Origin of the sequence: Sanguibacter antarcticus (assembly GCF_002564005.1) — a bacterium.
Lineage (GTDB): Bacteria > Actinomycetota > Actinomycetes > Actinomycetales > Cellulomonadaceae > Sanguibacter > Sanguibacter antarcticus.
Window position 1 is genome coordinate 2,130,528 of the sequence record NZ_PDJG01000001.1, and the last position, 14,543, is coordinate 2,145,070.

The 14,543-nt window shown below is 70.4% G+C and carries 11 protein-coding genes; 4 read left to right on the forward strand and 7 right to left on the reverse strand.

Annotation, left to right across the window (positions count from 1 at the left end; genetic code table 11):
* Window positions 1–52: 52 nt before the first annotated feature.
* Together ATL42_RS09755 and ATL42_RS09760 are read right to left on the reverse strand one after the other, a co-directional pair.
* Entirely contained in the window at window positions 53–3,511 is a 3,459-nt protein-coding gene (locus ATL42_RS09755; protein WP_143556733.1) for a DEAD/DEAH box helicase, read from the reverse strand.
* A 28-nt stretch (window positions 3,512–3,539) separates the two neighbouring features.
* Window positions 3,540–4,385 carry an alpha/beta fold hydrolase gene (locus ATL42_RS09760; RefSeq protein ID WP_098455174.1) on the reverse strand — a complete coding sequence of 282 codons (846 nt, stop codon included), beginning with the start codon at window positions 4,383–4,385 and terminating at the stop codon, window positions 3,540–3,542.
* An 18-nt stretch (window positions 4,386–4,403) separates the two neighbouring features.
* Here ATL42_RS09760 and ATL42_RS09765 point away from each other — a divergent pair, with 18 nt between their 5' ends.
* Window positions 4,404–4,787, forward strand: coding sequence for a GntR family transcriptional regulator (locus ATL42_RS09765; protein ID WP_098455175.1), 384 nt, complete (start codon window positions 4,404–4,406; stop codon window positions 4,785–4,787).
* 46 nt (window positions 4,788–4,833) lie between these two features.
* On the opposite strand, the gene ATL42_RS09770 is transcribed toward ATL42_RS09765, so the two are convergent.
* Both ATL42_RS09770 and ATL42_RS09775 read right to left on the reverse strand, forming a co-directional pair.
* Window positions 4,834–5,865, reverse strand: a complete 1,032-nt coding sequence (locus ATL42_RS09770; protein ID WP_098455176.1) for an alpha/beta hydrolase — start codon at window positions 5,863–5,865, stop codon at window positions 4,834–4,836.
* A complete protein-coding gene (locus ATL42_RS09775) occupies window positions 5,862–7,274 on the reverse strand; it encodes an MFS transporter (RefSeq protein WP_245862389.1) in 1,413 nt (470 codons plus the stop codon). Before ATL42_RS09775 ends, ATL42_RS09770 begins: the two co-directional genes overlap by 4 nt.
* A gap of 129 nt (window positions 7,275–7,403) precedes the next feature.
* Between ATL42_RS09775 and ATL42_RS09780 the strand changes: the two genes are divergently transcribed.
* The 3 genes from ATL42_RS09780 to ATL42_RS09790 are packed head-to-tail and all read left to right on the forward strand — an operon-like array spanning window position 7,404 to window position 10,086.
* Window positions 7,404–7,943 carry a hypothetical protein gene (locus ATL42_RS09780; protein WP_143556734.1) on the forward strand — a complete coding sequence of 180 codons (540 nt, stop codon included), beginning with the start codon at window positions 7,404–7,406 and terminating at the stop codon, window positions 7,941–7,943.
* Window positions 7,940–9,415 carry a sensor histidine kinase gene (locus tag ATL42_RS09785; RefSeq protein ID WP_098455179.1) on the forward strand — a complete coding sequence of 492 codons (1,476 nt, stop codon included), beginning with the start codon at window positions 7,940–7,942 and terminating at the stop codon, window positions 9,413–9,415. The genes ATL42_RS09780 and ATL42_RS09785 overlap by 4 nt, the downstream gene beginning before the upstream one ends.
* Window positions 9,412–10,086: a response regulator transcription factor gene (locus ATL42_RS09790; protein ID WP_098455180.1), complete on the forward strand. Its 675-nt coding sequence runs from the start codon at window positions 9,412–9,414 to the stop codon at window positions 10,084–10,086. The genes ATL42_RS09785 and ATL42_RS09790 overlap by 4 nt, the downstream gene beginning before the upstream one ends.
* A 381-nt stretch (window positions 10,087–10,467) precedes the next feature.
* Here the strand turns inward: ATL42_RS09790 and ATL42_RS09795 are convergent, their stop codons facing one another.
* From ATL42_RS09795 to ATL42_RS09805, 3 genes are read right to left on the reverse strand one after another with little or no spacing between them, the layout of a single operon-like run.
* Window positions 10,468–11,649, reverse strand: a complete 1,182-nt coding sequence (locus tag ATL42_RS09795; protein ID WP_245862390.1) for a UDP-N-acetylmuramate dehydrogenase — start codon at window positions 11,647–11,649, stop codon at window positions 10,468–10,470.
* 10 nt (window positions 11,650–11,659) lie between these two features.
* Window positions 11,660–12,934, reverse strand: coding sequence for an MFS transporter (locus ATL42_RS09800; RefSeq protein WP_098455182.1), 1,275 nt, complete (start codon window positions 12,932–12,934; stop codon window positions 11,660–11,662).
* On the reverse strand, window positions 12,931–14,406 hold the full coding sequence (locus tag ATL42_RS09805; RefSeq protein WP_342748126.1) for an MFS transporter: 1,476 nt from the start codon (window positions 14,404–14,406) through the stop codon (window positions 12,931–12,933). Before ATL42_RS09805 ends, ATL42_RS09800 begins: the two co-directional genes overlap by 4 nt.
* Window positions 14,407–14,543: the final 137 nt, after the last annotated feature.

The window sequence follows — 14,543 nt, forward strand, 5'->3', positions numbered from 1 at the left end:
GCACCGAAGAGTGTTCTAGATCACATATCAAGGTCACAGAATAGGCGCGATGTCATGAGAGAAGCTCGCGGACGTCGTCAGCGGTCATTCCCCCGGAACCCGCGGCCCCTCCGTCGAGAACGCTCGCGAAGAGCTGCGCCTTCGTCGCTTTGAGCGCCATGACCTTTTCCTCGATCGTGTCTGTCGCGACGAGCCGATACACCATCACCTTGCGTTCTTGGCCGATACGGTGCGCTCGATCGACTGCCTGCGCCTCGGCTGCCGGGTTCCACCACGGATCGAGCAAGAAGCAGTAGTCGGCAGCCGTGAGGTTGAGCCCGAACCCCCCGGCCTTGAGACTGATGAGGAAAACCTTCGTCTCGCCAGACGTGAATCGCTCGATGGTCTCCGTGCGCTTGCGCGTGCGTCCGTCGAGATACGAGTGGTCGAGCCCGCGCGCGTCGAGCCGGTCACGGACGCTCTTGAGGAACTGCGTGAACTGGCTGAAGACGAGGACGGAGTGCCCCTCGGCCACGATGCCGTCGAGCATCTCGAAGAGCACGTCGAGCTTGGTCGCCGGGATGTGGGCGTGCTCGGCGTCGACGAGCGCTGGGTCGAGGCTCGCCTGGCGGAGGACTGCCAGCGAGCGGAACACCGCGAAGCGGTGCTCCTCGAGAGCCCCTACGAGGCCGAGCACGTTGGTGCGCTCGCGCTGGAGGTAGCGGTCGTAGACCTTGCGGTGACGCGGGTTGAGCACGACATCGACGACCTGCTCCTGCTTGGGTGGCAGGTCCTTGGCCACGTCCTCCTTCGCGCGACGGAGCATGAACGGGCGGATCCGGTCGCGGAGCTTGTCGAGCCGCTCGGCGTTGCCGTTCTTCTCGATCGGCCGTTGGTAGTACTCGGCAAAGCGCCGCGGGTGCGGGAACAGCCCCGGGCTGACGACCGAGACGATGGACCACAGCTCCATGAGGTTGTTCTCGAGGGGCGTCCCGGTGATCGCCAGCTTGAACGGTGCGGCGAGCCGGCGGGCGCACTGGTAGGCGATCGACTGGTGGTTCTTGACGAACTGCGCCTCGTCGAGGATCAGCCCCGCCCACGTCACGGCGTCGTACTCGTCAAAACCCAGGCGGAAGAGCGCGTACGACGTCACGACGATGTCTGCGCCGGCGACGAGCTCCGCGAGGTCAGCCGTCCGGCGCGAGCGTGTCTCGCTCACCACGACGACGGTGAGGCCCGGCGTGAAGCGCCGCGCCTCTGCCGCCCAGTTGCCGACGACGCTCGTGGGCGCCACCACGAGGAACGGCGCCGGCGCTGCAGGCGTGTCAGGGGCAGCCGGCGTGACAGCTGCGGCCGGTGCGACGGACTCGAGCTCTCTCACGTGCGCGACGAGCGCGAGCGTCTGCAGCGTCTTGCCCAGACCCATGTCGTCGGCGAGCACCCCGCCGAGTCCGTTGGCGTAGAGGAAGGCGAGCCACTCGAAGCCCTCGTGCTGGTAGGAGCGCAGCGTCGCGACCATCCCGGTCGGAGGGTCCAGCCGTTGCACGCCGTGGCCGTCCGCGAGCGCACCGAGCGCGGTTCGCCAGGCAGCGGCCTGTGCTCCGACGACTCCGAGGCGGTCGAGCTCGTCGAACAGGGCTGCCTGGAACCTGTTGATGCGCAGGGTGCCGCCCATCGTGTCCTGGAGGGCACGTGCTTCCTCGATGAGCTCTCGCAAGCGCCCGAAGCGGTCCTCGTCGAGCGTGAAGTAGGTGCCGCTCGCGAGGAGGAGGGTGGGCTCTCCCTGGGCGAGCGCGGTGAAGACCTGCGCGAAGGGCACGGTCTGCTCGCCGGCGCGGACGGTGACGCCGAGGTCGAACCAGTCGCGGGAGTCGGGTCGTGGGGTGGCGGAGACGGACACCTGCACGTCGTGCTCGTGGTGGTAGCTCACTGCGTGGTCGTCGGTGCTGGTGAGGATGTCGACGACCACGTCGGGGTCGTCGTCGGCCAGGAGGAGCAGCGCCGGCATCACGTCGGTGAAGAGCTGGGCCGTCTCCATCCCGCGGAGGGCCTGCGGTCCGGCGTCGAGCATGTGCTGGACGCCGGGTGCCACGGCGGCGACCCGCTCGAGGATCGCGTCCTCGGCAGCGGTGTCGCGAGGACCGTGCGCGAGCAGCGCTCTGGGTGTCGGCGCGGAGAGGTCGCCGTGCGCGACGGGGACGGTGAACGCCCACGGTCGGTCCGGGTCGCCGTCCGGGACCCGGTACCGCCACTCCCACGCGGTGCGGGCAGCGTGCTCGGGCTCGAGCGTGACCGTGAGGCACAGGCTCGGTCGTGGAGGTGCGGGCAGCTCGATGGTGGGGTCGACCATCGCGTCGTCGAAGCGGTCGCGCAGCGCTGGGTAGACGGTCGTGAGGAACCGCTCCTGGTCCTGTGCCGGGACGCGGATGCTGGCGCCGTGCCGGACGAGGTCGCGCTCGGCGGCGCCGAGCGGGGTGGCGAGCTGCGCGAGGAGGATCGGGCCAGCGGAGCCTTCCCACGTGTAGAGCCCCGCTGCGGGTTCGCCGACGAGCACGGTCCGGCGTGCGTCGAGGGTGGTGCTGGCGAGGGTGATCGAGGTGCGGACGACGATGTCGTCGCCGTCGCGGACAAGGTCGACGGCGCTGCGCGCGAGGGTGTCGCTCAGCTCGACGGCGCTCTGGAGGGTGTCGGACTGCACGAGCGGAAGTCCCGCTCGGCGGGCGTCGCGCAGCAGCGCCCAGAGGACAGAACCGGGGATCTCGGTGACGTACACCCATCCCGGCGGCTGGCTGTATCCGCCGACGAGCGCAGCGCTCGTCGCGCCGGCGGAGACGCCGTAGAGCGCCCGGAGCACGTCGACGTGCTCGCGACGGTACTCACCGTTGCGGTAGACGCCGACGAAGCGGAGGTCTGCCCAGGTGAGGCCCGACCGGATCCAGCGACCGCGGGCGCCCCGGACGACGGGCCGCATCCCGAGCCGGGGCGGAGCGTCGTCGTCGTCGTCGTCATCGGTGAGGGTGTCCGCCTCGCTGTGCCCGTAGTAGCTGCGGGCGGGCAGGGCCTCGGGAAGGAGCTCGAGCTGGAGCGCGATCTCGTGGACAGACCGCGACCGCTCGCGGAGATCGGTGCTGGTCGACGCGCGGTCTGGCTCGGGCGGGTGCACCACGTCGCCGAGGACAGGCGCGAGGGCTGCCTCCCACGCGGGGCGGGTGCTCTCGGTGGCGACGGGGGTGGGCTGCGAGGCGGGGCTGTGTCGTTCGAGGTACGCCAGGAGGAGCGCGGCGACGTGCTTGCAGTCGAGCCGTACCGGGCACGTGCACCGCCCGTACCGCGGCACGGCGTTCTCGCCGGAGCTGGACATCTCGACCGATGCGACGTACTGCTTCGTCGAAGACCCAGAGACCTGGGCGACGATCCGCGTGCCGTCGGCGTTGCGCGCCACGCTGAGGACGTTGCCCTGGCGCACGTACTGCTCGCCACGCTCCGCGGTCGTCCGCCCGACGAGGCGGGTGACGTCAGCGGGTGTGAACACGTCGTCCATTCAACACGACGGGCCGGGCCTACCCACGCCAGAACCGGTCGAGGAGGGCTGATGTCGCTGCAGGGTTCTCCTCGGCGGGGCAGTGCCCGGCGTCGGGGACGATCTCGTAGGGGGCGCCGAGCGTGATCGCCATCTCCCGCTGCCAGTCGATCGGCCAGGCGTCGTCGGTCTCGCCGTGGGCCACGAGCGCGCGGACGCCGGTCGCTCGCAGGTCCTCGGTACGGTCCGCCGGGTCCCAGAGGATCTCGATGATGCCTCGGAGGTTGTCCGCTGACGTCTGCTCTGCACGCCGTCGCAGGAACGCGTCCCGGTCGGTGAGGTCGGCGGGGGCGACGTCCACGAGCTCGGGGTGGTCTCGCTCCCAGATGCCGAGCGAGCCGAGGGCGTCCACCTCCTGGAGCCGTTCCTCCTTGCCGCTGCGCCACCCGCGAGGCCCCGAGCACAAGAGCGTCACATCGAGGAACGCCTCCGGGCTGGCGAGCACCGCGGCTCGCGCGACGAGCCCGCCGAAGCTGTGGCCGAGCAGGTGGACGGCCGCGCCGTCGCCGACGAGCGCGGCCACCTCGAGAAGGTCGCCGGTGAACGCGTCCAGCGTGTAGGCAGCGGCCCCGACGGGTGCGACCGAGTCGGCCTGGCCTCGTTGGCTGTACGTCCACGCGTCCCAGCCTGCCTCCGCGAGGAGCGGCAGCAGAGGCGCGAAGTCGTCTTTCGATCCGGTGAAGCCGGGAACGAGGAGCACTGTGCCGCGAGACGCACCTGCGGGTCGCGCCCGCAGAGCACTCAGCGCCCCCACCGTGGTCTCGACGACCGTGCTGGTCGGAGACTCCGCCCCTCGGGGCGCGTGCGACGGGCGCTGTGATGTCATCTTCGAACTCTACGGTGCATGCTTGTCCCTGTGCCCGACCTCCAGATCGCCATCGACGTCGACTCAGGCGTCCCGCCGTACGAGCAGGTCCGGGTCCAGATCATGGACCTGGTCTCCGCCGAGCAGCTCCGGGTCGGTGAACGCCTGCCTCCCATCCGTGTGCTCGCAGCGGACCTCGGGCTCGCGGCGGGCACCGTCGCGCACGCGTACCGAGACCTCGAGACCTCCGGCGTCGTCACGACCCGGCGGGGAGCCGGCACCGTGGTGTCGCACAGCGCCGTCGCGAACGACGTGCTCCTCCAGCAGGCAGCACGCGCGTTCGTCGACCAGGTGCGTGCGGCGGGGCTCCCGGAGCAGGTCGTGCTCGACGCCGTGCAGGCTGCCCTGCGCTCCGAGGACTGACACCAGCGCACGCTGCTGGACCGGAGGCGGCTCAGGCTGTGGCGGTTCAGGCTGTGGCGGCCGCGTCCAGGCGGGTGGCGACCCACTCGAAGACGGCAGCGAAGTACGCCGAGCGGGCTGGCTCGGGTGACAGCGCCAGGTCGTGGATCCCGTCCTCGATCTGCACGACGTCCACGTCAGGTCCGATCGCCGGGGCGCGCGCGACGATGTGCCGGACGTCGAGGACGACGTCCACGCGACTGAGGTCAGGGTTGTCCGCACGGTTGACCCCGCTCTGCGTCGAGCAGCACACGAGCACCGGGCAGCGGACGTCGAGCCCGGCTGCGAGCCGTGCCTGCCCCGCCCGGATCGCCCGCAACCATCCGGCGAGCACAGCCGTGCCGTCGTACGGCTTGTACCGCTCGTCGATCTCCCACTCTCCGCCCGACTCCGTGCGCAGGCTGCGGGAGTACTCGGACGGCCCGTGCTGCACGACGACGTACCGGGCACGTCGCCCGACGACGTCGAGCACCGCCGTCCCGATCACGCGGTCGAACCACGGCCGGTTGAGGTCGAGCCACGGGCTGTTGAGCACGAGGCCGTCGACCGTCTCGCGTCCGGTCTCGCTGTGTGCCCAGAGCGCCGCGAGCAGGCCGCCCGTCGAGTGTCCGTTGATGACGAGCCGTCCGTAGCCGAGCTCCTCGCGGACGACCCTGGTGGCGGCAGCGAGCTCCTCGCCGTACTCCCGGAGGTCGGTGCAGAAGTTCGGCGTCTGGTGCTCGAGGAGAGAACGGCCGTACCCGTGCAGGTCGATCGCGAAGAAGTCGATCCCGTGGTCCTCCCACTCGCGGGCGAGGTGCGTCTGGAAGAAGTAGTCGGCGAAGCCGTGGATGTAGAGCACTGCGGTCCGGCCCGCGCGCCCGGCCCGGAGCGAGGCGTCGTCCGTCACGGCTCCGGCGCGGGCCACGAGGGTCGCGACGACCTCGCCCTCGGCGTTCGGTCGCAGCGGGAGCGTCCTCGCGACCCAGTCATCACCGAGGTCGTCCGGCTCCCAGCGCGCGGGCGCGCCTGGTGCACCGGGCACACCGGGTGCACTCATCCGGCGGCCCGCTCCTTCGCACGGTGGAGGTCGTCCGTGCGCACCGGCACGAGGAGCGCGAGCCCTGCACCGAGCACGACGACGAGCCCGAGGATGCCCCAGTACTGGGCGCCGAAGACCATGATCGACAGGGCGAACGCGCTCGGTGCGAGGAAGCTTGCTGCCCGCCCGGTGGTCGCGTAGAGACCGAACATCTCGCCCTCCCGACCGACCGGCGCGAGCCGGGCGAGCAGTGCGCGGCTCGCAGACTGTGCTGGGCCGACGAAGACGCAGAGCATGAGGCCGAAGATCCAGAAGACGGTCGCCCCACCGTCGTGGAGCACGAGGAGGACGGTCCCCGCGACGATCATGCCGACGAGCGACGTGACGATGATGGGCTTGCCACCGATGCGGTCTTCGACATAGCCCGCGACGATCGTCGCGAGGCCTGCCACGATGTTGGCCCCGATCGCGAAGACGATGACACCGGATGCGCTGAAGCCGAAGGTCACCGACGCGATGATGCCGCCGAAGGTGAACACGCCGGCGAGACCGTCCCGGAACACCGCGCTGGCCAGGAGGAACCACACGGTGCGACGGTCCGCACGCCACAGCGCGGCGACGTCCCGGCCGAGGTTGCGGTACGCCTCGACCATGCTGATGCGGACCTTCGGGCCGCTGGCCGCGACCTCGGGGACCGCGCGCATCACGGGGATGGCGAAGACACCGAACCACACCGCGGAGACGAGCACAGCCACCCGGACGTCGAGGCCGTTGTCGCTGGTCACCCCGAACCAGCCGACGTCGGGGTTGATGAACCCGACGAAGAGGATGAGGAGCAGGACGATCCCGCCGAGGTACCCGGCGCCCCACCCGAGCCCGCTCACCTTGCCGAGCGTCGCGGGGGTGGAGACCTGCGAGATCATCGCGTTGTAGCTGACCGATGCGAGCTCGAAGAAGATGTTCCCGAGCGAGAGCAGAACGATCCCGAGGACGAGGTTCTGATCGAGCGCCTGCGGGTCCGGCGTGATGAAGAACATCGTGGCCGTGAGCAGGACGACGACCGCGGTGTTGAGGCCGAGCCACAACCGTCGCCGGCCGGTGTCGTCCGAGCGCGAGCCGAGGACCGGCGCGAGGACCGCGATGAGCAGCCCGGCAGCGGCGATCCCCCAGCCGAGCCAGGAGGAGTGGGACGCGAGGACCGCGTCGAGGGCAGCCTGGGCTGCCGAGCCGTCGCCACCGCGCTCAGCGGCGTCGACGACGTCTGGTGCGACGAAGGCGCTGCTCGTGAGCCAGCGCGTGAACACGAAGGTGGTGACGACAGCGTTGAAGGCTGCCGATCCCCAGTCCCACAGCGCCCAGGAGAGCACGGCACGGCGACCGTGCCGTGTGGAGCTTTCGGAGCGGGCCTCAGCCTCGACGTAGGTCACGGGACCAGTGTGGCTGGCGTCACGTGCTTTGTCTCCCCTCGTCCATGACGGGTTGTGCATCCGGCACCAGCCCCTCCTGGATGAGGATGCTCTCATGGACTTCTCATCGAATTCGCTGATACTTGGTGCATGAATCCCGGGTGGCGTGTGTTTGCGAGCGCTGCCGTAGCGATGGTCGTGTGGACTCTCGGCCTCGGCATCTGGGCTCTCGTCACCCGTGGCGGCCCCGCGATCGACCTCGGCCCGACGATCGCGGTCGAGTCGTCGACCCCCCGCGACGGAAAGTCCCCCGCGCCCCTCCCGGCGACCGCCACGCCTGATCCTACGGACGTGTCCGCGCTGCCGAGCGACTCGAGCAGCCCGGTCCCCGCAGAGGCGACCCCCCTCCCGACGACGTCTCAGGAGAGCGAGACCGCTCCCTCGGCGCCGACCACAGCCTCGACGGCTCCGTCTGCACCTGCCGACGAGTCAGAGCCCGTCGAGACGCCCGGTCCCGGCTCCGGCCTCCCTGCCCCGGAGACGAGCACGGCCGCCGCTCAAGAGACGCAGCCGTCGACCAAGGGCACCGCCTCCGACGAGCCGGACACCGACGGACGGAAGCGGGACCGCACCTCATCGGTCCGGGACGACGACTGTGACGACGACATGTCGCCGGACGACCGTCGATGAGAGCCACGACCGTCCGGTCCCGCGTGCTCGCCGCCATGCTCCTGCTCTGCGCGTTCGGGCTCCTCATCGCTGGCCTCACGGCCTATGGGCTCGAACGCAGCAAGGTCGACGCTCGGATCGACGACTCCCTCGTCCGTTCTGTGACGTCGTTGCGCGACCTCGCGAGCAGCGGGCTCGACCCGGAGACAGGTCAACCGTTCACCACGGCGAGCTCGCTCGTGTACACCGCCATCCAGCGCACCATCCCGTCCCCGAACGAAGGCATGATCGGCTACGCGCAGGGTCACGTGCGCTGGTACGCGCCCGAGGCCGTCGCCCTGCGGCTCGAGGAGGACGAGGCGTTCGTCGAGCACCTCAGCACGCTCCAGGCGTCAGGATCCGCGCTGCTCCAGGGCTTCACGTCCGAGACGACCGAGTACCGGTTCGCCGCGGTGCCCGTCACTGTCGGTCCGGACGAGACCGGGACCTTCGTCATCGCGTACGACAGGTCGGCAGAGCTCGCCGCGCTGAGCGGCACCTTCCGGACGTACGCGGTCGTCGCCGTGATCGCCCTCGTGCTCATCGGTCTCGTCGGCTGGCTGCTGGCCGGCCGCTTCCTCGCTCCGATCCGTCGGTTGCGCGACACGGCGCAGCAGATCTCCGAGTCGGACCTCTCGACCCGCATCCCGGTCCAGGGGAACGACGACCTCTCCGACCTCACCCGGACGTTCAACGACATGGTGGAACGGCTCGAACGTTCCTTCGTGTCACAGCGCCAGCTCCTCGACGACGTCGGCCACGAGCTCCGCACGCCGCTGACCATCATCGGCGGGCACCTCGAGGTGATGGACCGGCACGACCCGGTCGACGTCATCGCCACCCGAGAGATCGCCCTCGACGAGATCTCTCGGATGAGCAGGCTCGTGGACGACCTCATGACGCTCGCCACCGCCGACCGTCCCGACTTCGTCCGTCGCGACTACGTCGACCTGGGGCGTCTCACCGACGACGTCCTGGACAAGGCGCGAGCGCTCGCTCCCCGCAACTGGGTCGTCGACGCTCGCGCAGAGCTCCCGTTCCCGCTGGACTCGCAGCGCATCACCCAGGCGTGGCTCCAGCTCGCGTCGAACGCGGTCAAGTACTCGGCGGACGGCTCGACGATCGCGGTCGGTTCAGCCGTCGCCCTGGACGAGGCCCGGATCTGGGTGCGCGACGACGGCATCGGCATCGCCCCGCACGATCTCGGGAGGATCTTCGGGCGCTTCGTCCGAGCAGGGTCAGGGACCCCTGACCGTGGCGGGCGGGGCCTCGGCCTCGCGATCGTCGCCGCGATCGCCGCCGCGCACAACGGGAGCGCCGAGGTCGAGTCGACCGAGGGCGCAGGCTCCACGTTCACGGTCACCCTGCGCCGTCAGCCTCCGGACCTCGGGGCACGCCTGCCCCTCGAGCTCTCCCGCCCTGTGCACGACAACCATCTGGAGAGACACCTATGAGCAAGATCCTCATCGCCGAGGACGAGACCCGGATCGCCGCGTTCCTCAACAAGGGGTTGCGCGCGGCCGGGTACGTGCCGACGGTCGTCGGCTCGGGGCGGGAGGCCTACGACCAGGCGTCGAAGGGGCAGCACGACCTCCTCATCCTCGACCTCGGGCTGCCGGACCAGGACGGCTTCACCGTCCTGCGCCGACTGCGCGCGGCCAAGGCGACGGTGCCCGTCATCATCCTCACGGCACGCAACTCGGTCACGGACACGGTGGCCGGCCTCGAGGGCGGCGCCGACGACTACATGGCGAAGCCTTTCCGGTTCGAGGAGCTGCTCGCTCGGATCCGCCTGCGTCTGCGGTCGGACGCAGAGAACAGCTCGGAGAGCAACGAGCTCACCCACGGTGGGCTCAGCCTCGACCTGCGGACGCGGCGTGCACGCGTCTCGGGCACGCACGACGTAGAGCTGTCCGCCCGCGAGTTCGGCCTGGCCGAGGCCTTCTTGCGCAATGCTGAGCAGGTGCTCAGCCGGGAACAGCTGCTGTCCATGGTGTGGGGCTACGACTTCGATCCTGGGTCGAACGTCGTCGACGTGTACGTCCGCTACCTGCGGAACAAGCTCGGTGCGGACCGCTTCGTCACGGTGCGCGGGATGGGATACCGGCTGATCGCCGTGAGATAGCCCGGATCGGGGAGCGTGCCCGGAGGACGACCGGTGCGCCAGGCTCCGTCGACGGGCACGAACCCGAGAGATGGGTCCGGCCGCCGCCTCTAGGGGAAGACGACGACCGGACGCGTGCGAAGGCCGGGCAAGCGCCCGTCAGCAACGAGCCGACCTCCACCGTCACCACGAGCGGACGAGGAGCGGCGACTTCTCCCCCGCCGCCCCACGCCCACGCTCTTGGTCACGTTGCTCTCAGGGCCGCCACGCTCACGGCCCCTGCGGTCTGCGCATCGCTCGCGCAGCTTCCGCCTGAGCACAATCATGGGCGTTCCGCATGAGGAGCAGAGGAACCCCAGATGAGAAACCTCTTATTTTCCGACAGGTCGTCGGGTCCCAGCGTCAGAGCATGCCGCCGACGAGGACCGGCTCCGGAACGAGCTCGATGCCGAACGTGTGCACCACGCCGTCTCGGATCTCTCGGGCAAGACGCACGATGTCCATCGCCGTCGCGGAGCCCCGGTTCGTCAGCGCGAGCGTGTGACGTGTCGAGACGGTGGCCGGGCTCCCCGGGCCGTCGATGCCGTACCCCTTCGAGAATCCCGCCCGCTCGATGAGCCATGCCGCCGACGTCTTGACGAGAGACTCGTCGACTGCCCCGAGGCTCGGCCCGGTCGTGCTCTCCGGCAGCGCAGAGCGCACGGGATAGCGCGGGGCGCCGGCAGGCAGCTCACCGGCGAGCTCCGCGGGGATGACGGGGTTCGTGAAGAACGACCCGGCGCTCCACCGGTCGTGGTCGGGAGCCGCGGGGTCGTCGAGCAGCATCCCCTTGGCTCCGCGGAGCTCGAGGACCGCTTCACGCACGGCTGCCGACTCGACGCGCGCACCCACCTCGACACCCAGGCGTCGGGCGAGCTCCGGGTACCCGATCGGTGCGGAGAGCGTCCCGAGACGGAACTGAAAAGTGACCTCGAGGACCACGTAGCGCGGCGTCGGGTACCAGGGAGCACGCGGGTCCCGCGTCTCGCCCGGACCGACCTCGTGGACCTGCGTGGACTGCTTGAGCATGGAGGTGCGATACCCGAACCCGAGCTCGACGAGGGAGAGCGTCCGGGTCCTCGACTCACCGCGGTCCCAGACGCGCACGCTCGCGACGACGCCGGAGACCTCTTGGCCGTAGGCGCCGATGTTCTGGACAGGCGCAGCCCCGACCGTCCCAGGGATGCCGGAGAGCGCCTCGACGCCGACCCAGCCGTGGGCGATCGCAGCGACCACGACGTCGTCCATCGTGTGCCCGGCAGGAACCACGATGTTTGCGCCGCCGCACGCGTCAGCGCTGTCGAGGTGGATGCCCGTCCGTACGTCCCGGACGACCACTCCTCCGAAGCCTTCGTCCGCGACCAGCATGTTCGATCCGCTGCCCATCACGAGCAGCGGTCGGTCGGCGTCGTCCGCCGCACGGACGGCCTCGACGAGCTCGTCCTCGCTGGTCGCCTCGATGTATGTGTCGATCGACCCACCGACGCGCAGCGTCGTGAGGTCGGCGAAGGTCGGCTCTGTCAGGGCGCGCGTCTCGTCGGTCACGTCGCCCAGCCTAGTTCGCCGCGCGCGCCTCGCGCTCGGGACCTGTCGTGCGCTCGGGTGGTGGCGCCGCGACCTGCGCCACGAGGAGCCCCAGGACCACGGGGAGCGCGATCGCGAGGAGCGCATGACGGTATCCGATGTGCTGGGCGAGCTCGCCCAGCACAGGAGGACCAGCGAAGAACGCGGTGTACCCGATGGTCGCGACGACGCTCAGCCGCCCCGCTGCACGGACCGGGTCGTCGCTCGCCGCGCTCATCCCGACGGGGAACCCGAGCGCGGCGCCCATCCCCCAGAGCACCACCCCGACCAGCGCCAGAGGAAGCCAGGGCACGAGCCCGAACACGAGGATGCCGACGAAGGCAAGACCGGCAGAGAGCCGCAGGACCACGACCCGTCCGTGGGTGTCGAGCAGGGCCGTTCCGAGCAGACGCATCCCGGTCATCGCGGTGAGGAACACGAACAGCGCCATGGCACCGACCTCGTGGCTGACCTCGAATCCGTCGACAGCGGCGATCGAGAGCCAGTCGTTCGCTGCTCCCTCGGTGAGGGCAGCAGCGAGGACCACGAGCCCGAGGAGGAGCGTGCGGGGCTCGCGCCATGCGCCGAACGGGTTGTGCTTCGCCGGGGCGAGGCTCGCCCCGCCGGCGGTGCCGTCCACGGAGAGCGCCCCTCCCGCCGTTGCGCCCGTCGCGGCCTCGTCACGGTCGGGGAGGAGGAAGCGCACGGCGACGAGGACGAGCACGAGCGAGATGCCTGCGGCGCTCGCCATGTGCACGAGGAGCGAGAGGTCGACGCGCGAGGCGAGGGCGCCGACGGCCGCACCGGCCATCGTCCCGAAGGAGAAGCTCGCGTGGAACCGCGGCATGATCGATCTCCCGAGCCGTTGCTCGACCAGGGCCCCCTCGAGGTTCATCGCGGCGTCCCACACGCCCATACCGACCCCGGCGAGGAAGAGCCCGGCAGCCGCGGGTACCAGCGAGCCGTCGACCACTCCCCACGCAGCGAGCACGAAGCCCACGACGTTGACGACGGCGAAGGCAGCGATGGCCCGGCGGGCACCGACCCGCTCGACGATCCACCCGGCCAGCGGCAGAGAGATGATCGACCCGACCGCAGCGACGAGCACGAGCCGCCCCATCTGCGCGGGGTCGAACCCGAGGAGGTCACGGACGAGCGGGATCCGCGACGCCCAGCTGGCGAAGTTGAACCCGCTGAGGAAGAAGACGGCGTAGACCGCGTTCGCTGCGTGCCGCACGCTCCGCGCAGCGCGCACCTCGGCACTCATACGCAGGCTCGTTCCTTCTCGTGGGGGACGACGGTGGCGAGATCGATCACGGGCGCGGGCACGAGCACAGGTACTGGCACCGGCACTGGCGCGGGCGCGACGTCGGGCACAAGGGTCGGCTCGGGGCGGTCGAGAAGAACGCCGTCGGAGTCTGGCTCGTCCGCCGCGTCGGGGGCGTCGGGGGCGTCTGTGCGGACCGCCTCGGGCTCGGCGATCTTGGCGACGTGCTTGGAGAACACGAGACCGGCGATCATGGCCACGACGATGAAGGTCAGGGCGTGGCGCGCTCCGACGTTCTCTGCGGCGAGCCCGAGCAGCGGGGGTGCGGCGAGGGACGCCATCGACGCGAACGCCGACACGACGGAGACCCGTGCGGCGGCGCGGAGGGGATCGTCCGACGCTGCCGCGATGCCGAGCGGGACCGCGAGCGCCGCGCCCATGCCCCAGAGGACGACACCGGCACCGGCGAGCCAGAGCGTGGGCGCGAACCCGAAGAGCACGAGACCGACGATCGAGACGACTCCCGACGCGCGGAGCACCGCCACCCGGCCGTACCGGTCGATGAGCCTCGTGCCGAAGAGGCGGACCAGCGTCATCGCGGTCACGAAGATGCCGAAGACGAAGGCGCCGACGGCCTCGGTCTGGGCGAACCCGTCGACGACGGCGATGGGGAGCCAGTTGTTCGCGGACCCCTCGGAGAGCGCGGCGGACATGACGACGATCCCGATGAAGAGGGTTCGTGGTTCGCGCCAGGCGCCGAGGGCGGACCCGAGCCGGGAGCGGCGGGCTCCGAGCGCGGCGCGTGCGCCGGTGGTGCCGGGGGCCGGTTGGAGGATGCCGGCGCGGATCTCGGCCTTGCGGACGCGGACCGCCCGCGTCGTGGTGGCGCGGTCCCAGCGGACGTGGTCGGTGAGGTGGGTGTCGAGGACGACGCGGGGGATCGCCACGAGGCGCCACGCGGTCACGACGACGGCGGTCACGCTGAACTGCACGAGCAGGGGCACGTCGAGCCACGCGCAGGCCGCCCCGACGAGCGAGCCGAGGACGGCACCGATGGAGAAGGCTGCGTGGAACTGCGGGAGCACTGCGCGGCCCATGCGTCGTTCGACCGCTGCAGTCTCGACGTTCTGGGGGACGTTCGTCAGGGCGACCGCGGCGCCGTTGAGGAAGATGCCGACGGCCAGCACAGGGACGGACCCGATGGTGGGCCCGACTCCTTCGAGGAGGAAGGCGACGAAGATGCCGAAGGCTCCGACGGTGAGGATCGTCCGTCCACCGAAGCGCTGGACGAGGCTGCCGGCCATCGTCACGGCGATGAGGGAGCCGATGGCGCCGGCGAGGAGCACGATGCCGAGCTGGGAGGTGGTGAGGCCGAGCGCGTCGCGCACGGAGGGGAGCCGGGCGAGCCAGCTGGAGATGCTCATGCCGAGCACGAGGAAGAGTCCGAGGAGAGCTACCCGGGCGCGGTGCACCTGGGGGTCGGGGGCGAGCGAGGCCTTGATGGCAGTGTCCTATCGTGTTCGAATCGATTCGATGACAGACCTCCGCGATATCGAATCGTTTCGAGGGCTGACCTCAATTCTCAGGTACGCTGACGGCTTCCGTCAAT